16 protein-coding genes are annotated in these 19,219 nt (G+C 71.4%); 8 read left to right on the plus strand and 8 right to left on the minus strand.

Annotated features, from left to right (window positions below):
• The first annotated feature begins 333 nt into the window (after positions 1-333).
• Positions 334-1,527 (plus strand): winged helix-turn-helix domain-containing protein, encoded by a 1,194-nt coding sequence (locus tag ACIHAD_RS02835; RefSeq protein ID WP_397352607.1) that lies wholly within the window; start codon positions 334-336, stop codon positions 1,525-1,527.
• Positions 1,528-1,889: 362 nt separating this feature from the next.
• Here ACIHAD_RS02835 and ACIHAD_RS02840 read toward each other — a convergent pair whose 3' ends face one another.
• The 6 genes from ACIHAD_RS02840 to mtrA form a co-directional block, all read right to left on the minus strand.
• Positions 1,890-2,588 carry a response regulator gene (locus ACIHAD_RS02840; RefSeq protein WP_397352608.1) on the minus strand — a complete coding sequence of 233 codons (699 nt, stop codon included), beginning with the start codon at positions 2,586-2,588 and terminating at the stop codon, positions 1,890-1,892.
• Positions 2,589-2,852: 264 nt separating this feature from the next.
• Positions 2,853-3,518 carry a ribosome hibernation-promoting factor, HPF/YfiA family gene (hpf, locus tag ACIHAD_RS02845; RefSeq protein ID WP_397352610.1) on the minus strand — a complete coding sequence of 222 codons (666 nt, stop codon included), beginning with the start codon at positions 3,516-3,518 and terminating at the stop codon, positions 2,853-2,855.
• 626 nt (positions 3,519-4,144) lie between these two features.
• Positions 4,145-4,882 carry a ComF family protein gene (locus tag ACIHAD_RS02850; protein ID WP_397352611.1) on the minus strand — a complete coding sequence of 246 codons (738 nt, stop codon included), beginning with the start codon at positions 4,880-4,882 and terminating at the stop codon, positions 4,145-4,147.
• Between the two features lie 166 nt (positions 4,883-5,048).
• Positions 5,049-6,761 carry an LpqB family beta-propeller domain-containing protein gene (locus ACIHAD_RS02855; RefSeq protein ID WP_397352612.1) on the minus strand — a complete coding sequence of 571 codons (1,713 nt, stop codon included), beginning with the start codon at positions 6,759-6,761 and terminating at the stop codon, positions 5,049-5,051.
• Entirely contained in the window at positions 6,748-8,484 is a 1,737-nt protein-coding gene (gene mtrB / locus ACIHAD_RS02860; protein WP_397352613.1) for an MtrAB system histidine kinase MtrB, read from the minus strand. The genes ACIHAD_RS02855 and mtrB overlap by 14 nt, the downstream gene beginning before the upstream one ends.
• 18 nt (positions 8,485-8,502) lie before the next feature.
• Positions 8,503-9,180 carry an MtrAB system response regulator MtrA gene (gene mtrA, locus ACIHAD_RS02865; RefSeq protein WP_043620615.1) on the minus strand — a complete coding sequence of 226 codons (678 nt, stop codon included), beginning with the start codon at positions 9,178-9,180 and terminating at the stop codon, positions 8,503-8,505.
• 268 nt (positions 9,181-9,448) lie between these two features.
• Between mtrA and ACIHAD_RS02870 the strand changes: the two genes are divergently transcribed.
• Genes ACIHAD_RS02870 through ACIHAD_RS02890 form a run of 5 tightly spaced genes read left to right on the plus strand, consistent with a single transcriptional unit; the run spans position 9,449 to position 14,962 of the window.
• Positions 9,449-10,771 carry a glycerophosphoryl diester phosphodiesterase membrane domain-containing protein gene (locus ACIHAD_RS02870; RefSeq protein ID WP_397352614.1) on the plus strand — a complete coding sequence of 441 codons (1,323 nt, stop codon included), beginning with the start codon at positions 9,449-9,451 and terminating at the stop codon, positions 10,769-10,771.
• Positions 10,768-11,394 (plus strand): DUF4129 domain-containing protein, encoded by a 627-nt coding sequence (locus ACIHAD_RS02875; RefSeq protein WP_397352615.1) that lies wholly within the window; start codon positions 10,768-10,770, stop codon positions 11,392-11,394. The genes ACIHAD_RS02870 and ACIHAD_RS02875 overlap by 4 nt, the downstream gene beginning before the upstream one ends.
• Positions 11,391-12,563, plus strand: a complete 1,173-nt coding sequence (locus ACIHAD_RS02880) for a DUF4350 domain-containing protein (RefSeq protein WP_397352616.1) — start codon at positions 11,391-11,393, stop codon at positions 12,561-12,563. The genes ACIHAD_RS02875 and ACIHAD_RS02880 overlap by 4 nt, the downstream gene beginning before the upstream one ends.
• A 13-nt stretch (positions 12,564-12,576) precedes the next feature.
• Positions 12,577-13,533, plus strand: a complete 957-nt coding sequence (locus tag ACIHAD_RS02885) for an AAA family ATPase (protein ID WP_397352617.1) — start codon at positions 12,577-12,579, stop codon at positions 13,531-13,533.
• 55 nt (positions 13,534-13,588) lie between these two features.
• Positions 13,589-14,962 (plus strand): DUF58 domain-containing protein, encoded by a 1,374-nt coding sequence (locus ACIHAD_RS02890; RefSeq protein ID WP_397352618.1) that lies wholly within the window; start codon positions 13,589-13,591, stop codon positions 14,960-14,962.
• Here ACIHAD_RS02890 and ACIHAD_RS02895 read toward each other — a convergent pair.
• Positions 14,959-15,951 carry a stage II sporulation protein M gene (locus ACIHAD_RS02895; protein WP_397352619.1) on the minus strand — a complete coding sequence of 331 codons (993 nt, stop codon included), beginning with the start codon at positions 15,949-15,951 and terminating at the stop codon, positions 14,959-14,961. The two genes, ACIHAD_RS02890 and ACIHAD_RS02895, sit on opposite strands and share 4 nt — an antisense overlap.
• Positions 15,952-16,002: 51 nt before the next feature.
• On the opposite strand from ACIHAD_RS02895, the gene ACIHAD_RS02900 reads away from it, so the two are divergent.
• Positions 16,003-16,980: an RDD family protein gene (locus tag ACIHAD_RS02900; RefSeq protein WP_397352620.1), complete on the plus strand. Its 978-nt coding sequence runs from the start codon at positions 16,003-16,005 to the stop codon at positions 16,978-16,980.
• Between the two features lie 15 nt (positions 16,981-16,995).
• On the opposite strand, the gene ACIHAD_RS02905 is transcribed toward ACIHAD_RS02900, so the two are convergent.
• Positions 16,996-18,402, minus strand: coding sequence for an LVIVD repeat-containing protein (locus tag ACIHAD_RS02905; protein WP_397352621.1), 1,407 nt, complete (start codon positions 18,400-18,402; stop codon positions 16,996-16,998).
• A 168-nt stretch (positions 18,403-18,570) separates the two neighbouring features.
• Here ACIHAD_RS02905 and ACIHAD_RS02910 point away from each other — a divergent pair, with 168 nt between their 5' ends.
• Positions 18,571-19,203, plus strand: coding sequence for a DUF305 domain-containing protein (locus ACIHAD_RS02910; RefSeq protein WP_397352622.1), 633 nt, complete (start codon positions 18,571-18,573; stop codon positions 19,201-19,203).
• Positions 19,204-19,219 lie beyond the last annotated feature (16 nt).

Consider the following 19,219-nt stretch of genomic DNA (forward strand, 5'->3'; position numbering starts at 1 on the left):
CCCGCCGTTCCCATGTCCGCCCCCTCCTGGACCCCTCTGTTCTCGGCATCCAATTCCCCAACCCCAGGACATCGGCGTGTCGCCCCCTGCCCCCCGGCTACCCCCTCCACCGCGACGCCTCCCCCACCGCAGCGCGTCGCGGCCTCCTGCGCCTCCCGTGGCCGCGTCCGCCTCGGCGCGCTCGCCCATCGCCTGGCCCGCCCCCACTCCGCCGCGATCGCCGGGGGGCCGCCGGGGCCCGTACCTGGGGTGGAGGGATTCTGTCGGTGGGCGCCGCTAAATTTCCCCCATGGATAGCCCTACCGTCCCCCAAGGCTCCCTGGGGTTCGCCGTATGACGAACGTGACCGACCTGACCGCTGACGAGGCGCGTCGGGTCATTCTGCGCGCCCAGGGGCTCATCGGCGCCGACGCGCGCAAGGGCGGGGTGCGCGGCATGCTTCGCCGGCTCGGCGCCGTACAGCTCGACACGATCTCCGTCCTGGCCCGCTCCCACGAGCTGGTCGCCTACGCGCGCCTCGGCGCGGTGGGCAGGCCCGCGGTCGAGCGCGCCTACTGGCACGATCCCGCCCAAAGCTTCGAATACTGGTGTCACGCCGCCTGCATCCTCCCCATAGAGCACTGGCCGCTCTACGGCTTCCGGCGCCGCGCCTACCGTGACCGGCGTTACCGCTGGCACGAGGTCCCCGACAGCGTCGACAAGCTGCTGCAGCAGGTGCGAGACTCGGGCCCGCTCACGACGTCCGACGTCGGCGGCGCGAAGAACGGCGGCCCGTGGTGGGACTGGTCCGACTCCAAGATCGGGCTTGAATGGCTGCTCGACATCGGTGAGATCGCCTGCGTACGCCGCGTCGGCTGGCGCCGCGTCTACGACCTGACCGAGCGTGTCGTACCCGCCGACCTGCTGGCCGACGACCTGCCCGACGAGGAGTGCGTCGTCCTCCTGGCCGCGATCGCGGGCCGGTCGCTCGGGGTGGCCAACCGTACCGACCTGCTCGACTTCCTGCGGCTCAAGGGCAAGTACGCGGCGATGCTCGACCAGGCCCTGCTCAGCGGCGCCGCCGGGCTGGTGCCGGTCGAGGTGGCGGGCTGGCCCGCCAAGAAGGGCCAGGCCAACGCGTGGGCCGACCCGCAGGCGCTGGAGTCCGAGCCGCGCGGCCGTCACCGTACGACGCTGCTGTCCCCGTTCGACTCCCTGATCTGGCACCGCGGCCGCACCGAGCGCGTCTTCGGCTTCAAGTACCAGCTTGAGCTGTACGTGCCCAAGGAGAAGCGCGTCCACGGCTACTTCACGATGCCCGTGCTGGCCGGGGGCCGCCTGATCGGCCGGGTGGACCCGGCCCGCGAGGGCACCACCCTGGTCGCCCGCCAGGTCCACCTGGAGCCCGGCCTGTCCCCCGTCAAGTGGGCCGACGCCCTGCGCGACGCGCTGTGGTCGGCCGCCGAGTGGGTCGGCTGCGGCACCGTACGCGTCGAACGCACCGATCCCCCGGAACTCGCCCACCACCTGACCACGCCCCAGCCCTGACCCACCCCTTCGGCACGCGCTCCCGCGGGCCCTGGAGGACCGCCTACCGCGCGGCGAGCTGTCAGGCGATGACCAAGGAACCGCGGTTCCCCGCAGGGCTCCGAGGGCGATGCCGTCGGGGTGGGCGCCGGTGTCCCGCTCGCTGCCGGAGGGGGCATGGGTGGGGTGTTCCGCGCTGCGGGAAACTCCGGGGCTTCCTGGCACTGGAACGGCCCCCCGAGCGGCGGCAGGCCGACGGCCACGGCTGCGACCGCCACGCCGGGGCCGGGACGGTCCCGAACCGGAAGTGGGGGCGGGTCACCGGCCCCGGAGGGCGGGCTCCGGGCCGTGGTCGACGTCCTCCGTGCGCGCCCGCGCGACCATCACGTGATCTCCAGCATGCGTTCGCGCACCGCGTACACCACCGCTTCCATCCGCGAGTGCAGCTGCAGCTTGTCGAGGATGTTGCGGACGTGGTTCTTCACCGTGTTCTCGGAGATGAACAGTTGCTTGGCGATCTCACGGTTGTTCATGCCCTTGGCGACCAGGCGCAGGACCTCCATCTCGCGGTCGGTCAGCCGGGGCACGGGGAGCTGCGGCGGGCGTTCGGCCTCCTTGCGGCTCATGTTCGCGAACTCGCTGATGAGCTTGGCGGCCATCGCCGGGTTGATTAAGGACTGCCCCTCGTGCACGCCGCGCACCGCGGCGGGCACGTCGTTGATCTGCACGTCCTTCAGCAGATAGCCGGTGGCGCCGGCCTTGATGGCCTCGAAGAGATCCTCTTCCTCGTCGCTCACCGTCAGCATGATGATGCGGGTGCTCGGGACGGACGCCCTGATGCTCCTGGTCGCCTCGATCCCGTCCTGCCGGGGCATGCGCACGTCCATGAGCGCGACGTCGGGCATGAGGCGATCGGCCAGTTCGACCGCCTCCTGCCCGTCGCTCGCCTCACCGACCACCTCGATGTCGGGCTCCGCGGCCAGCGTCAACGCCAGGCTGCGCCTGATCAGCTCGTGATCGTCAACGATCAGCACGCGGATCGGCTCGCTCTCTGCCGTACGGACCTCGCCGGACTCGGTCACGAGCCCTCCTCGGTCCGCCTTGCGCCTGCCTTGCTCACGGGGAACCTGCTCATCGGACGGCCGCTCCGCTGTCACGCCCGGTCGGGGCCGTAGCGGCTGTCCGCATGGCGGTTGTCCCGTCAGTACCCTCGCTTCGCTCGCTCATCTGAACCTGACTGAGCTCGCTCACGTCTCCTCCTCGTCGGGGGGCCAGAGCCGTCGGACCGCCATGATGGCACGTATGACACGGTCCTCGGGTGGTCGAGAAGATCTTTCAGCGTGCGATCAGGGCTCTATGAGCCGCAACACGCCGTAGTTGTACCCGCGCCGGTTGTAGACCACGCTCGGCAGGCCGCTCTCTTTGTCACGGAACAGGTAGAAGTCGTGCCCGACCAGTTCCATTTCGAGCATGGCCTGGTCGATGGTCATGGGTTCCGCTTTGTGGAACTTCTCCCGGACGACGAGCGGGCCGTCGCCCTCCATCTCGATCGGGACGATGTCGTCGTCGAGCTTCTCCTCCTGCACCGACAGGTCCTCGTAGGACTCGGCCGGCTCGGGGACGGGTTTGGCCCCGAGAGGCGGCAGGCCGGCGACGTCAGGGAGCGTCGCGGTGATCTCCGCCACCGAGGGCGGGCAGTGGTTGCCGTGATGGACCTTGCGCCGGTCGGCCAGCCTCCGCAGGCGGCCTTCCAGCTTGTCGAGGGCGATGTCGAGGGCTACGAACCGGTCGTCGGCCGAGGCTTCGGCGCGGATGGCCGGGCCCTTCGAATGAATGGTGAGTTCGACGCGCTCGCGCTGGTCGGCGAGGCGAGGGTTGCGTTCTTTCGACACCTCCACATCGACTCGGATGAGTTTGTTGTCCAGACGTTCGATCCTGGCCAGCTTGGTCGTCACTTGGTCTCGGAACCGGTCACTCACTCCTGTGTGCCGACCCTTGACGATGATGTCCATGCAACAGCCCCCCTTCGTCTAACGACTGAGCAAGAGCGCCCGACTCTGTGCGTTCCGGACGGGGATTCGTGTCCGCCTCTCCGTCACCGCTACCCTCTTCCGCCACGACGTCACCGGGATCTCGGGTGGCACCCGTCCGGCCGACCTGGTCTTCGACCCCACATCCGCCTGCTGAGGATTTCGCAGCTCTGTTGCCACTACTGCCCTTCTCTTCTGGCGAGGGACATCTGGACCCTCGGGAAGGCAGGACTTATCCCTAAGCCGCACCGTGATCGGTCGACAAAGAGTCGCCTTACGTGGACCGTTTTGCCTGCGGCTGGCATCGGCTAGCAGAGCCGGGGACACCGGCTCTGCGCAACCACGGACCCGAACGGGTGCCATGTCAGAACGCTATCCGCATCCTGGGCGAATGTCAGCCGGAGGATCGACCAAAGGATCACTTTCCGTGATTTTCCCGGGGTTCCGGACGCCCGGAGGACACCGGCACGACCGCTCGGCAAGCCCTGCGGCCACGCGCCTACCGACGGCCTGAGCTGCACAGGTTCTTCTTCCCCCGAAGGGAAATCCATCCTTCAAGATGGGCTCAAGAATTGGATCTTTCTTTACCGACAGTGATGCCAAGCGTTTCAAGATCTTCGGCGTGTCGCGGCGACGGTGACCGCCAGCGGCACCCGTACGCCGGCGGCGCGCAGTGCTCGCGCGGCTTCGGCGAGCGAGGCGCCCGTGGTCACGATGTCGTCCAGGAGCAACGCAGACGGCACTGGAGGGCCTTTCGCGCGCCCGGCCACACAGAGGGACCCCGCGAGGTTCGCGACGCGCTGCGTGGAGCTCAGGCCCGCCTGGTCGGACACCCGGCGCGCCTGCCGCAAACCCGGCCACGGCTCGGCCCACAGGCCCGACGCGACGAGGTGACGGGTGACGAGCACGGCCAACCGGCCCGTGGGATCGTGCCCCCGGCCCCGCGACGCCCTCCTCGCGCTCGGCACCGGGACGACGGCGAACGGCCCCCGCGCCCACTCCACCGCCGCCCCGGCACTCAGCGCGGTGAGCACGGTGAACGCCAGCACCTGCGCCAGCACGCCGGCCAGCGCCACCGCACCCCGCTCCTTGTACGCCAGGACGGCCCTGCGCGCCGCGCCCTCGTACGGCGTGGCCGACCAGCACTCGGGCAGGCCGGCCGGGCCCGGTCCAGGCCCCCGCCTGGCGGGGGCCGCGGCCATCTCGGCCGCGCACCCCGCACAACACCGAGCACCGGCACGGCCACAGCCCACGCAGAACTGCGGCAGGAACACATCGAGCACGCCCCGGAACACGCCGCCCAGCATGCCCCCCGCCACCGACAATTCCAGGAACGCCCCTCTCACCGGGCCGGACGCCCCACGGCACGCGCCCGACGAAGGCCACGGCTCCAGCGCCACAGGTGGGGCCGGCACAGGACGCCCCGGAACCGGCGCGACCCCGAACTTAAAGCCCGTGCCCAGCACAGAACGGACCGGGCCCAGAGGACCACAAGAGGCTCCGGGCCGGGGGTCAGCCCAAGGGGAAGAACGGGTTCTCGGCGTTGGGGTCGATCTTGCTGGTCCAGCCCTGCCGGTCCTGGTTCAGCTCGATGATCTTGGGCCCCTTGTCGGTTTTCGCCTCCCCGAGCACCCGCCCGTTCAGCGCCGTCACCCGCTCCAGCCGGTCCTTCAGCGGGATCCCGATCGTCTCGCCGTCGCCGATGTCGATCTCGTTGAGTATCCGCCCGGCCGTGCTCTGGATGAGGACCAGCAGGTGCTCGTCGTCCTCCCAGGCGATGTCCTCGATCTTGTACTCGACCTCGGTCGAGGTCAGCGTCTGGAGGTTGCCGAGCATGGGACCGTTGAGCCCCTCGCTCAGGGCGCCGAGCTGCACGGTGTTCTTGCCGGTGCGCAGGGCCACCCGCACGCCGTCCCTGGCGATCCTGAGCGCGGTGACGTCGAGGCCGTCGAGGCCGGGGGCGGAGACGCGCTCGGGCCCGCGCCCGCCGTCGGGGTCGTACCGCAGGACCACCTTGTTGTGCTGGTCGAACGTCCACAGGGAGCCGTCGCGGCGCCAGGTGGGGTCGGTGAGGTCGGCGCCCTCGATGACCTGCTGCCAGCGGCCCTCGGGGGTGAGCCCGGCGATCGAGATGCCGGTGGAGGTGCGCGCCGCGACGATCGCGCCGGTCTGCTGCGTGGACAGCGCGAACGCCTTGAAGTCGGTGTTCGGCTCCCCCGCGGGCCCGGACACGGCGACGCCCGCGTCCTCGTTGCTCATGACGTGCACGGACCCCCTGCTGGTGTAGTACGGCGTGCTGCCGCCGTTGTCCAGCCAGTGGGTCTCGGGGTTGGGCGGCTCGGTCCAGTACTGCTCGCCCTCGACCTGCACCTCGATGGTGCGGCTGTTGGCGACCTTGTTGTTGGTCAGGCTGTACCTGAGCTGAGCCACGAGAGCGGCCTTCTCGCCCAGGTCGAGCGGCAGGAGCGGGCCCGAAAAGTTGATCACGACGCGGTCCTCGCCGGTGCCGACCGACTCGACCTCGGTGCCCTCGGGGAACACGGTGCCCACGGCGCCGCGCAGCGCGCTGCTCGGCCCCTTGAGCAGCCGCTTGACGATGGTCTGCGCGAAGCTCTCGGTCGGCTTGAGCCGCAGGCACACCCGGTCGACGACCAGCCGCTCGCGGGCGCTGTTGAGGTAGTACAGGTTGGTCAGCCGGTACGCCCGGGCCACGTCGGACTTGGTGAGCAGCAGCCCGTCCGGCAGGTCGTCGACCCGGTAGACGCCCCGGGCGTCCTTCTTCAGCACGAACAGCCGCTCCGGCGCGTTCCCCGACAGCGGCACGTACGCGTCGTCGGGGTCGATGCGGGCGACCTGCTTGCCCTTGAGGCCGTACGTCTCCGGCTCGTCGCCCTCCACCTGGTACGCGTCCTCGATCACCGTCACCGGCCCGGACGGCTTCCACTTGGCCTGGGCCTTGGGCGTCAGGTACCTGGCCAGCACGGTGGGATCGTCGGGGTAGGCCGCCATGGCCGCCTGGAGCCCCTTGATGAGCCGCTCGGGATCCCAGTCGTCGCGCGGCGGGATGGCGATCATGCGCTGGAACGGCTTGTTCAGCGGGTCGCCGCCCCCGGTGTCGTTCACCGTGTACGGCCCGCTGACCGGGATCACGGTGCACCCCGACCCCGCGCAGGCCACGGCCGCGACGAGGGCGACCGCGGCCCCCATCCGCCTAGTCCTCGTCATGGCCGCCTCCGTCACCCGAGGCCGGGAGCAGCACCGGCGTCATGTGGCTGCGCCACGTACGCCGCATCTCGATCTCGGGCGGCACCAGCGACAGCGGCGAGCCCTTCAGATCGGCCCCGGCCAGCCTGGGCAGCGTGAGGCGGAACTGCGAGCCCTCGCCCGGCTGCCCCCATGCCTGGAGCCAGCCGCCGTGGAGCGTGGCGTCCTCGCGGGAGATGGCCAGGCCGAGCCCGGTGCCGCCGATGGTCCTGGCCCTGGACGGGTCGGCCCGCCAGAACCGGTCGAACACCATCGTCTCCTCGCCCGGCTTGAGCCCGATCCCGTGGTCGCGGACGGCGACGGCGACGGCGTCGCGGTCGGCCCCCACGGTCACCACGATCTCCCTGCCCTCGCCATGCTCGATGGCGTTGAACAGCAGGTTGCGCAGGATGCGCTCGACGCGGCGGTTGTCGACCTCGACCATGCACGGCTCGTGCGGCAGGCGGATGTCGAAGCGGGTGGAGTGGCGCTCGGCCAGCGCCTCGGAGTCGGCGATGGCCCGGTGGACGACGTCGCGAATGTCGACGGAGTCGATGTCCAGCGTGGCGGCGCCGGCGTCGTAGCGGCTGATCTCCAGCAGGTCGACCAGCATCGACTCGAACCGTTCGAGCTGGGCCTGCATCAGCTCGGCCGAGCGGGCGGCCATGGGGTCGAAGTCCTCGCGGGCGTCGTACAGCAGGTCGGCGGCCATGCGGACGGTGGTCAGCGGCGTGCGCAGCTCGTGCGAGACGTCGGAGACGAACTGACGCTGGACCTGCGACAGCTCCTCAAGCTGGTGGATCTTGAGCGCCAGATTGGCGGCCATCTCGTTGAACGAGTTCGCCAGGCGGGCGAGGTCGTCCTCGCCGCGCACCTTGAGGCGTTCGTCCAGCTTGCCGGCGGCCAGGCGCTCGGCGGCCTGGCGGGCCAGCCGCACGGGTGTGACGACCTGCCGGGTGACCAGGTACGCGATGGCGGCCAGCAGCAGCACGAGCCCGAGCCCCACCACGACGATGGCGAGCCGGACGTTGGACAGCAGCTCCTCTTCCTCGTTGAACGGGAAGAAGTGGTAGACCTGGTAGTCGTCGCCGGTCAGGGGCTCGTGCACGACCGCGCCGACCACGTACGTGAGCGTGGCCTGGCTCTGCCCGGCGAACCTGATCGTCTCGATGGACGCCTCGGTCTTGCCGTACTCGGCCCGGTTCATGTACCGCTGCAGGCGCTGCCGGAGCGAGGGCGGCACGTCGGCCTGCACGACCCGGCCCGAGGCCCGCGACATGCCGGGCGTGGCCTCGTTGAGTATGAGCACGTCGTAGCGCTTCTTGGAGCCGTCCTCGCCCGACCCCGTGACGGTGTCCATGACCTGGTCGAGCGGGTTGACCTTCTGGTCGGTGTCGGGGGCCTTGGCCCCGTCGTCGGAGGGCGGGATCAGCGCGTCGGCGATCTGCAGCCGGTCGGCGTACGCCTCGTTGAGCGCGGACTGCTGGCTGCTCTCGACCACGGACCTGTTGATCTCGTCGGACAGGAACGTGCCGAGGACGACCACGACGGTCACCGAGATCACCAGCGTGCTGGTGACCACCTGGAGCTGGAGCGAGCGCCGCCACACGCTGCGCACCCGGCCCGCCGCACGGCGCACCCTCCGGCGGACGCCGCCCAGAATCTGGCGGACCGTCCGTCGGCGGGCTTTCTTGGTCGGGGGCATGGAGGGGCGGGGCGAAGGCTAGGCGGGGCCGGCTTTGTAGCCCACGCCGCGGACCGTCACGACGATCTCGGGGTGCTCGGGGTCCTTCTCGATCTTGGCGCGGAGTCGCTGCACGTGCACGTTCACCAGCCGGGTGTCGGCGGCGTGCCGGTAGCCCCAGACCTGCTCCAGCAGGACCTCGCGGGTGAAGACCTGGCGCGGCTTGCGGGCCAGGGCGACGAGCAGGTCGAACTCCAGCGGCGTGAGGTTGATCGTCTCCTCGCCGCGCTTGACCGAGTGGCCGGCCACGTCGATCGTGATGTCGCCGATCTGGAGGATCTCGGGCGTCGGCTCGTCGGTACGGCGCAGCCGCGCCCGCACCCGCGCCACGAGCTCCTTCGGCTTGAACGGCTTGACGATGTAGTCGTCGGCGCCGGACTCCAGCCCGAGCACCACGTCGATCGTGTCGCTCTTGGCGGTGAGCATCACGATCGGCACCCCCGACTCCGCCCTGATCCTGCGTGCCACGTCGATGCCGTCGGCGCCCGGCAGCATCAGGTCGAGCAGGACAAGGTCCGGGCGTGTATCCCGGAACGCGTCGAGGGCCTTGTCGCCGTCGGAGACGAAGGACGGCTCGAAGCCTTCTCCGCGCAACACGATGCCGAGCATCTCGGCGAGAGCGGCGTCGTCGTCGACGACCAGCACGCGACCTTTCATGGCCCCTCATTCGTTCTACGCATTGTGGGACATACCCGCACGATCGCTGAAGGTTACCCTTGGTCGGCCCATGTGTGGGACATGAGCCCTACGAAAGGCGAATTTCAGGTTCCCCCCGCAACCACAAACCCAGTCTGCGGTAACGAAGCGACTTTCGGCCATCCCCGGCCGCCTTCCTTGCCCTGATTCGCCGATAAATGCGGGCAAGATGAGCCGGCGAATCGCCTCCGTGACACCAGCCACCCGCCCAGCGTGCCAGGATTGGGATATGTCAGACGGTCACGGACGCACGCCCGAGACGCCCCCAGGCTGGTCTGCCGAACAGCCCCCGCCCTACAGCGCCCCGCAGGCTTCCCCGTGGACCGCGCCGGGCTCGCCCACGCAGCCACCGTACGGCCAACCGTACGAGCCGCAGGGCGAAGCCCCCCAGCCGCCGCCCTACGGCCCGCCGGGGCCTCAGACACCATACCCCCAGCCGGGCCCGCCGCAGTCCGGCCATCCGCAGCCCGGCTACCAACAGCCCGGGTACCAACAGCCCGGGTACCGGCAGCCCGGCTACGGCTTCATGCCGCCGCCCGCGCTGCGCCCCGGCATCATCCCGCTGCGCCCGCTGGGCCTCGGCGACATCCTCGACGGCACGATCAAGCTGATCAGGTCCAACCCGAAGGCCGTGCTCGGCCTGTCGGCCGTCGCCGCCCTGCTCGGCGCGGTGCCGCTGGCGGTGGGCCAGGCGCTCATGCTGGGCTCGATGGGCGACGCGCTGGAGGACCCCGAGACGGCCTCCGCCGGCTTCAACGGCCTCTACGGCGTGGTCGCCCAGTACGGCGGCATGCTGGTCTCGTACGCGGTCCAGTTCGTCGTGGTCACGGTCCTGACCGGCGTGCTGACCCGCATCCTCGGCCGGGCCGTCTTCGGCGGCAACATCACCGCGGCCGAGGCGTGGCACCTCAGCAAGAGCCGGCTCCCGGCGCTGTTCGGGGTCGTCGGGCTGATGGCCGCCATGATGATCGTGCCCATGGCCGTGTTCCTGCTGGTTTTGGCCGCGCTCGCGATGAACGTCTCCACCTCCGAGGGCGTCGGCCTGATGCTCGGCGTGATGGGCCTGTTCGTCCTGGTCTTCATCCCGTACTACCTGTTCATCACCACGCGCTTCGCGTTCGCCGCGCCCGCCGTGGTCCTGGAGGGCCGGGGGCCGATCGACGCGATGCGGCGCTCGTGGCACCTGGTGACCGGCGACTTCTGGCGGGTGCTCGGCATCCTGCTGCTGACGTCGCTGCTGGTCGGGGTCGTGTCGGGGGTGCTGTCGGTGCCGTTCACGCTCGGCGGGACGCTGATCGGCATGCTCGGCGCCGGCTCGCCCGGCTCGGCCGTGGCCGCGGCCGTGTTCATCGCCGTCGGCGGCACGCTGAGCGCGATGTTCTCCTATCCCTTCCAGGCCGGCGTCTCCGGGCTGCTCTACGCCGACCGGCGCATGCGCGGCGAGGCGTTCGACCTCGTGCTGCAGACCGCGGCGATCGAGCAGCAGCGCCAGGGATGGGTGCACGCCTCCGCCGACGAGCTCTGGCACCCGTCCAACTCAGCCGGGTCGTGAGCCCGGTCGGCCGGGAGGAGGCGGCGCGCAGAGCGGCCGAGGAGCTCCTCAAGCCCGGATACGAGAAGGAATCCCTGTTCGACCTGCTCTACCGGCGTTTCACCCAGTTCGTCGGCGACCTGACCGACGCGGCGACGGGCGGCGGCTCGACCGGCGGGGTCATCGCCGCCGTCGTGATCACGCTGATCATCCTCGGCGTGATCCTGCTGGTCGCCTGGCGGTTGCGCAGGACCGCGCGCAGGAACGCCATGGCCGTCGGCGGCCTCTACGGCGAGCGCGTGCTCAACGCCGCCGAGCACCGCGGGGCCGCCGAACGCCTGGCCGCCGAGGGCGACTGGACGGGGGCCATCCGCGAACGCCTCCGCGCCATCGCCCGTGACCTGGAGGAACGCGCCTTGGTCGACGGCATGCCGGGCCGCACGGCCGACGAGCTGGCCGCCGAGGCGGGCGCGGCGCTGCCCGGCTTCGCCGTCGAGCTGGCCGCCGCCGCCCGCTCGTTCGACGACGTCAGCTACGGCGGCGTGCCCGGCACGCAGGCCGCCTACCAGGCGATGAGCGACCTGGACGAGCGGCTGCGCCAGGCACGGCCCGTCCCGCTCGCCGTGGGAGGCCGGCCGTCATGAGCGTCACCACCCCCGCGCCGCCGTCCGCCTCCACCTCCCCCACCGCCCGCTCCACCTGGCGGGCGGGCCGCATGATCGTCGTGCTCGGCCTGGTCGTCGTCCTGTTCGCGGCGGCCACGGTGCTGCTCAGCCCGCAGCGTGGTCCCTCGCGCTTCCTCGACCCCGCCGACACCTCGCTCTCCGGGTCGAAGGCGCTGGCGGAGTTGCTGCGGGCCCGGGGCGTCCAGGTCGACCGGGTCGACTCGGTCGAGGCGGCCGCCGGCAAGGCCGCGACCGGGGGCCGGCTGCTGCTGATCACCGACCTGACCTACCTCGACGAGCACCGGCTCGCGCAGGTCCCGGGCGACCGGCTGATCGTCGGCGACCTGCCCGGCCTCGGCGTGCTGGCCCCCGAGGCACGCACGTTGCGCGAGCCGTCGCGCGTGCGCTCCCGCGACCCCGGGTGCGGGCTGCCCGCCGCGACGCGGGCCGGCAGCGCGTACGTCGGCGGCCTGGTGCTGAACGGCCCGCCGGGCGCCGCCGCCTGCTACGCGGCCGGCGAGGGCTACTCGCTGATCAGCTACCGCACCCGCGACGGCGCCACCACCACGGTCGTCGGCGACGGCCAGTTCATGACCAACCTGCGCCTGCCCGAGGACGGCAACGCCGCCCTCGCCCTCGACCTCATCGGCACCGGCAGGCCCGTCACCTGGCTGGTGCGCCCCGACAATCCGCCCCCGCTCGACCTGCCCGGCTCCGAGGGCAAGTCGATGTACGAGCTGATGCCCGCGAGCGTCCCGTGGGCGGTCCTGATGGCCTGCCTGACCGTGGTGCTCGTCGCGTTCTGGCGCGGGCGCCGCCTCGGGCCGGTGGTGACCGAGAAGCTGCCCGTCATCGTGCGGGCCGCCGAGACGGTCGAGGGCCGCGGCAGGCTCTACCGCGCCAGGAGGGCCAGGCAGCGGGCCGCCGACTCGCTGCGCGCCGGCACGATCGACCGGCTCACGCCCCGCCTGGGCCTGGCCCAGGGCGCCGGGCCGCAGGAGATGGTCGCGGCCCTGGCGGCGCGGATCGCCGACGACCCGCAGGTGGTCGGCGCCGCCCTGTACGGCCCGCCGCCGGCCGACGACGCCGCTCTCGTCGCGCTGGCCGGGTACTTGGACTCCATCGAAAGGCAGGTCAGTGAACTCTGAGGAGACATTCCGCGTGGCCCCCTCGGGCGAGGCGGCCAGGGAGGCGCTCGGCGCGCTGCGGGCCGAGGTGTCCAAGGCCGTGGTCGGCCAGGACGCCGTGGTCACCGGGCTCGTCATCGCCCTGCTGTGCCGGGGGCACGTGCTGCTCGAAGGCGTGCCGGGCGTGGCCAAGACGCTGATGGTGCGCACCCTCTCCGCGGCCCTGTCGCTCGACTTCAAGCGTGTGCAGTTCACGCCCGACCTGATGCCGGGCGACGTGACGGGCTCGCTGATCTACGACGCGAAGACCAGCGAGTTCGAGTTCAGGGAGGGGCCGGTCTTCACGAACCTGCTGCTCGCCGACGAGATCAACCGCACCCCGCCCAAGACGCAGGCGGCGCTGCTGGAGGCCATGGAGGAGCGCCAGGTGAGCGTGGAGGGCCTGGCCCGGCCGCTGCCCGACCCGTTCGTGGTCTGCGCGACCCAGAACCCGGTCGAGTACGAGGGCACCTACCAGCTCCCCGAGGCCCAGCTCGACCGCTTCCTGCTCAAGCTGACCGTGCCGCTGCCGCCGCGCGAGCAGGAGATCTCGGTGCTCGAACGGCACGCGCGCGGCTTCGACCCGCGTGACCTGTCCGACGTCAAGCCCGTGGCCACGGCCGAGGACCTGGCGGCCGGCCGCGAGGCGGTCTCCCAGGTGCACGTGGCCCCCGAGGTGCTCGGCTACATCGTCGACGTGGCCCGCGCGACCAGGAGCTCGGCGTCGCTGCAGCTCGGCGTCTCGCCGCGTGGCGCGACGGCGCTGCTGGCGGCCTCCAGGGCGTGGGCGTGGTTGTCCGGGCGGCCCTACGTGACGCCCGACGACGTGAAGGCGCTGGCCAGGCCCGCGCTGCGGCACCGCATCCAGCTCCGGCCCGAGGCCGAGCTGGAGGGCGCGACCGCCGACGGCCTGCTCGACGGCATCCTGGCCTCGGTCCCGGTCCCGCGCTGATGGCCCGCTCCGACGAACGCGAGAGGTCCGCGGCGGTGTCGTCCGGGAGGCGCCGATGGCTCTGACGGGACGCGCCGGGCTGATCGCCGCGGCCGGGATCGTGGTGGTGCTGCTCGCGCCGCAGCCCGGCGCCGCGCTGGCCGGGGTCTGCCTGCTGCTGGCCGCCGCGATCATCGTGGACCTGGTGTTCGCGGGCGCCGTACGGCCCCTGCGGCTCCACCGTTCGGGGGACACGCTCGTACGCCTGGGGCAGACGGCCACGGTCGAGCTGATCGTGGAGAACCCGGGCCGCCGGCGGGTGCGCGGGCGGATCAGGGACGCCTGGCCGCCCTCGGCCGGGGCCGAACCCCGGGTCGCCGCGCTCGACGTGCCGGCCGGTGAGCGGCGCAGGATCGTGGTCACGCTCAACCCGACCAGGCGCGGCGACCGGTCGTCGGTGGCGGTGACCGTGCGCTCGGTCGGGCCGCTCGGCCTGGCCGCCCGCCAGGGCAGCCACCGTTCGCCCTGGTCCGTGCGCGTGCTGCCGCCGTTCCTGTCCCGCAAGCACCTGCCGTCCAGGCTGGCGCGGCTGCGCGAGCTCGACGGCCGGCACCCGGCGCTGGTGCGCGGGCAGGGCACCGAGTTCGACTCCCTGCGCGAGTACGTGGTGGGCGACGACGTGCGGTCCATCGACTGGCGGGCCACCGCGCGCCGCAACGACGTGGTCGTGCGCACGTGGCGGCCGGAGCGCGACCGGCGGGTGCTGATCGTGCTCGACACCGGCCGCACGTCGGCCGGCCGGGTGGGCGACGCGCCGGTCCCCTTGGCCGGGGCCGCCGCGCAGGGCCCTGGGCTGCTGGTACGTCCCGACCCGCGGCCCGCCCCCGGCTGGCCGCGCCTCGACTGGTCGATGGACGCGGCGCTGCTGCTGGCCGCGCTCGCCGCCAGGGCCGGCGACCAGGTCGACTTCCTGGCCTACGACCGGGCGGTGCGCGCGTGGGTGAGCGGCGCGTCCCGTACCGAGCTGCTGTCGTCGCTGGTCAACGTGATGGCGCCGATCGAGGCCGAGCTGGTCGAGGCCGACGGGCAGGGCATGGTGGCCGCCGTCCTGTCCCGGGCCAAGCGGCGCTGCCTGGTCGTGCTGCTCACCGACCTCAACGCGGCGGCGCTCGACGAGGGCCTGATGCCGGTGCTGTCCCAGCTCTCCTCGCGGCACCTGGTGCTGGTCGCGGGCGTGTCCGACCCCCGGGTGGCGGCCATGGCGGCCAGGCGCGGCAGCACCGAGGAGGTCTACGACGCGGCGGCGGCCGAGCAGGCCCAGCTCGCCCGCAGGCGCATCACGGCCAGGCTGCGCCGGCACGGCGTCGAGGTCGTGGACGCGCCGCCCGAGGACATCGCGCCCGCGCTGGCGGACGCCTACCTGGCGTTGAAGGCCGCGGGCCGGCTTTAGGCGGTGGGGGCGACGTCGGGAGCGCGTTCGACGTCGCCGGTCTCGTTCTCGCGCAGGGCTCTGCGGCCGAAGACGATCACGTACGCCAGGAAGGCCACCTCGGCGAGCACCCCGATGCCCACCCGCACGGCCGTGGGCAGTCCCGACGGGGTCACGAACGCCTCGATCAGCCCCGACACGAACAGCACCACGACCAGCCCGAGCGCCACGCTCATCACCGCCCTGCCCTGCTCGGCCAGCGCCTCCAGGCGCCTGCGCGGCCCGGGGTCGATCACCGTCCAGCCCAGGCGCAGGCCGACGGCGGCCGCCAGGAAGACGCCGGTCAGCTCCAGCAGGCCGTGCGGTGTGATCAGGCCGAAGAAGATGTCCAGCTTGCCCCTGGAGGCCATCAGCCCGGCCGAGACGCCGACGTTCGCGGCGTTGCTGTAAAGGATGTAGGGAATGGGGATGCCGAGCAGGATGGCGTAGATGATGACCTGGGCGGACACCCAGGCGTTGTTGACCCACACGTGGCCGGCGAAGGAGGCGGCGGGGTGCTCGGAGTAGTAGTCGGCGAAGTCGTGGTCGACGAGCTGGGCGATCTCGTCGGGCGAGGCGATCGACGCCTGCACGTCGGGGTTGGCGGCCACCCACGCCCCCAGCACCCACGCGACCGCGATGCTGGCCAGCGCCGCGGACAGCCACCACCACCGCGCCCGGTAGGCGACCACGGGGAAGGAGACGGTGAAGAACCTGACCAGCTCCCGCCAGGCGGGCGTGTGCGCGCCGGTCACCGCCGACCTGGCCCTGGCGACCAGGGCCGACAGCCGTCCGGTCAGCATCGCGTCGCGGGAGGAGGAGCGCACGATGGACAGATGCGTGGACACCCGCTGATAGAGGTCGACCAGTTCGTCCACTTCCGCGCCGGTCAGCGAGGAGCGGTTCTTGACCAGGTGGTCGAGCCGGTCCCAGACGGGACGGTGTGCTGTGATGAACGCGTCGATGTCCACCCGACCATTGTGGCCGCTCGATCAGTGCGGCATTGCCGTTAGGCTCCACATATGTCAGAGGTTGTGACCGGGGACGCCGTCGTCGTCGAGGTGCGGGTGGCCCAGATGCCCTCGCGCGCGGTGGCGATCGTCATCGACATGGCGGTGCAGGTCATCGTACTGATCGGCGCGTACATGCTCTTGGGCGCGTTCGCGATCGTCACGGACGACGCCATGTTCGGCGCGGTCATGATCGTGCTGCTGGTGCTGGTGATGATCGGCTATCCGGTGCTCTTCGAGACGCTCAGCAGGGGGCGCAGCCTCGGCAAGCTGGCGCTCGGCCTCCGGGTGGTCGCCGACGACGGCAGCCCGGAACGGTTCCGGCAGGCGCTGTTCCGCGGGCTGGCCGGGCTGGTGGAGTTCTGGATGTTCTCCGGGGCGCCTGCGCTGATCTCGTCACTGGTCTCGCAGCGGGGCAAGCGGCTCGGCGACGTCTTCGCCGGGACCATCGTGATCTCCGACCGGGCGCCGCGCGAGAGCGGGCAGGCCATCCTGATGCCGCCGCCGCTGGCCGCCTGGGCCGCCACCCTGGAGCTCTCCCAGCTTCCCGAGGAGGTGGCGCAGGCCGCCCGCCAGTACCTGATGCGCTGGCACGACCTCACGCCGCAGGTCCAGCACGAGATGGGGATGCGCATCGCGCGGCAGACGACGGCCTTCGTCTCGCCGGCCGCGCCCGCGGGGGTGCCGCCGCACGCGTACCTGAGCGCGGTGCTGGCCGAGCGGCGGCGGCGGGAGGAGGCCCGCTTCGCGCGCCAGGCCGCCGCCCTGGGAGCCGGATCCGCGCCACGGGCGACGCCGTACCCGCCGTACCCGCCGTACCCGCAGCCGGGGCCGTACCAGCAGCAGGCGCCGTACCCGCAGGCGCCTCATCCGGCGCAAGGGCCGTACCCGCAGGCGCCTCGACCCCCGCAGGCGCCTTACCGGCCTCAGCCGGGGCCCGCGCCGGAGCCGCCGAAGGCGACTCCGGGCGGGTTCGCGCCGCCGCAGTGAGCCGGCGGCGCGGGGTCACCTGCCGCCGGGGACGCCGCGCCCGTGCTCGGGGTACGAGCCCTGCGTCTGCGCGTTCAGCAGGCCCATCTTGACGCTGTTGGCCTGGTTCGTCCGCGGGTCGTTGAGCTTGAGCACGTCCAGGCCCAGGTTGAAGTCCGAGCCGTAGATGTAGCCGTTGTAGTAGTACGCCGACCAGAAGCCGCCGTCGAGCGGCGGGGCGGTCTCGTCCGGCCCGCGCTCGAAGTAGGCGATCTCCTGCGGGTGGGCGGAGTCGGTGAAGTCCACCACCGAGATGCCGCCCTGGTACCACGCCTGCACCATGACGTCGCGGCCCTTGACCGGGATCAGCGAGCCGTTGTGGGCGACGCAGTTCTCGGTGTCGGCCTGGTGGCGGGCGATCTTGAAGTAGCCCTTGAACACGAGCTGTCCGCCGACGATGTCGTAGTAGGCGTTGGCGCCCTTGTTCGGGCCGATGGCCTCGTTGCAGGTGGCCCGGCTGCCGCCGCCCAGCTCGTCGGTGAAGACGACCTTCGTGCCCTCGTTGTTGAACGTGGCCGAGTGCCAGAAGGCGAAGTTCACGTCGTCGCGCACCTTCGCGGTGACCTTGGGCTGCTCGGGGTTGGAGATGTCGAGCAGGATGCCCTCGCCCATGCAGGCGCCCGCGGCGATGCCCTTCTCGGGGTAGGCGGTGATGTCGTGGCAGCCGGTGGTGGCCGACTTGCCGTTCGGGTACGGCAGCGGCAGGCCGGGGTTGCCGCCGTCGGGGAACAGGTTCGGCGTCGCGACGACGGCCGCGGCGGTCGGGTTGTCCAGCGGGACCTTGATGATCGAGATCAGGTCGTGCGGCGGCCGGCAGTCGGGGTAGCTGGCGCTGGGGCCGTAGGAGGAGACGTAGATGTAGACGTTCTTGCCGGCCGGGTCGGGCACCAGCGTGTTCGTGTGCGAGCCGCAGTTCGTCTCGACCGACTTGATGTACTTGGGGTTGGACTTGTCGCTGACGTCGAAGATGCGCATGCCCTCCCACGACTCCTTGACGGAGGCGCTCTGGGAGGTGCTGCTGCACGAGTCGTTGTTGCGCGAGGAGTCGACGGAACCGAACAGCAGGTCGCCGTAGACGGACATGTCCATCTGGCCGCCGGGGCACACGACCGAGCTGACGAGCGAGGTCTTCTTCGGGTGCTTGATGTCGTAGATGGAGAAGCCGTAGTAGTTGCCGACGAAGGCGTAGTCGCCTTGGAAGGCCATGTCCGTGTGGATGTCGGACAGAGCCTCCGGCTTGGGCACGTTCGCGACGTGCGTGATGTTGGAGCTCATGACGATCTCGCCGGGAGCCGGGATGTCCGCAGCCTGGGCGGGCAGGGTGGCGCCCGTTGCCGCAACGACTGCGGCGACCAGGATGAGGGCCCTGCGGGGGGTGAACACTCCGTGGTCCTCCTATAAAGGGGGCATAAATCTCCGTTATCGTCGCTCACGGCCCTCGGACCTGGCCAGCGTCCAATGTGTCAAATCTTGTTCCGTTTCGCCCTCTTTCCCTCGGGCGATTCATGGCCTAGAGTCCGCATTCTCGTCCCGAGCCAGTCAGGAGGCCGAGTGCGCGGCGCGCTCATCGTCATCGCGGGCACGCTGATTGCCCTGTCCGGCTGCTCCTCCGGCGCGTCCTCCGCGCCGCGGGCCGACTCCACCGCACCGGTGCTGGCCCCCGGCCGTCCGGGCGAGCAGGCCCGCACGCTGCCTCCCGGCGAGGCGGCCACCGCCGTCCCCGCGCCCACGGCCAACGCCGCCGACATCACGTACGTCCAGGACATGATCGTCCATCACCGGCAGGCCCTCGACATGGCGATCCTGGCTCCCACCAGGGCGGACTCGGTCAAGCTCAAGAGCCTGGCCGACCGGATCAAGGCGGCCCAGGGCCCGGAGATCCAGTTCATGTCCACCTGGCTCAAGGAACAGGACCAGAAGGTCCCCGACCATCACGCGGCGCACGGCGACATGCCCGGCATGGCCACGCCCGAGCAGATGGCCAAGCTGAAGGCGGCCACCGGCAAGGACTTCGACCGGCTGTTCCTGGAGCTGATGATCAAACACCATCTGGGCGCGCTGGAGATGTCCGACCAGGTCCTGACCGGCGGCTCGCACATCAAGATCGAGGAGCTGGCCACGGACGTCAGCGTCACCCAGACGGCCGAGATCCGCCGCATGCAGGAGATGCAGGCGGCGCTCTAGGAGCCTGCCGGGAGCC

The organism is Nonomuraea sp. NPDC052265 (genome assembly GCF_044547985.1).
Classification (GTDB): Bacteria; Actinomycetota; Actinomycetes; order Streptosporangiales; family Streptosporangiaceae; genus Nonomuraea.

Bases quoted from the DNA above. Each gene is read 5' to 3' on its own strand.
- ACIHAD_RS02890 (WP_397352618.1), top strand. From the start codon at position 13,589: ATGGCTCTGACGGGACGCGCCGGGCTGATCGCCGCGGCCGGGATCGTG.
- ACIHAD_RS02855 (WP_397352612.1), bottom strand. From the start codon at position 6,761: ATGACGAGGACTAGGCGGATGGGGGCCGCGGTCGCCCTCGTCGCGGCC.
- mtrB (WP_397352613.1), bottom strand. From the start codon at position 8,484: ATGCCCCCGACCAAGAAAGCCCGCCGACGGACGGTCCGCCAGATTCTG.
- mtrA (WP_043620615.1), bottom strand. From the start codon at position 9,180: ATGAAAGGTCGCGTGCTGGTCGTCGACGACGACGCCGCTCTCGCCGAG.
- ACIHAD_RS02870 (WP_397352614.1), top strand. From the start codon at position 9,449: ATGTCAGACGGTCACGGACGCACGCCCGAGACGCCCCCAGGCTGGTCT.
- ACIHAD_RS02835 (WP_397352607.1), top strand. From the start codon at position 334: ATGACGAACGTGACCGACCTGACCGCTGACGAGGCGCGTCGGGTCATT.
- ACIHAD_RS02900 (WP_397352620.1), top strand. From the start codon at position 16,003: ATGTCAGAGGTTGTGACCGGGGACGCCGTCGTCGTCGAGGTGCGGGTG.
- hpf (WP_397352610.1), bottom strand. From the start codon at position 3,518: ATGGACATCATCGTCAAGGGTCGGCACACAGGAGTGAGTGACCGGTTC.
- ACIHAD_RS02880 (WP_397352616.1), top strand. From the start codon at position 11,391: ATGAGCGTCACCACCCCCGCGCCGCCGTCCGCCTCCACCTCCCCCACC.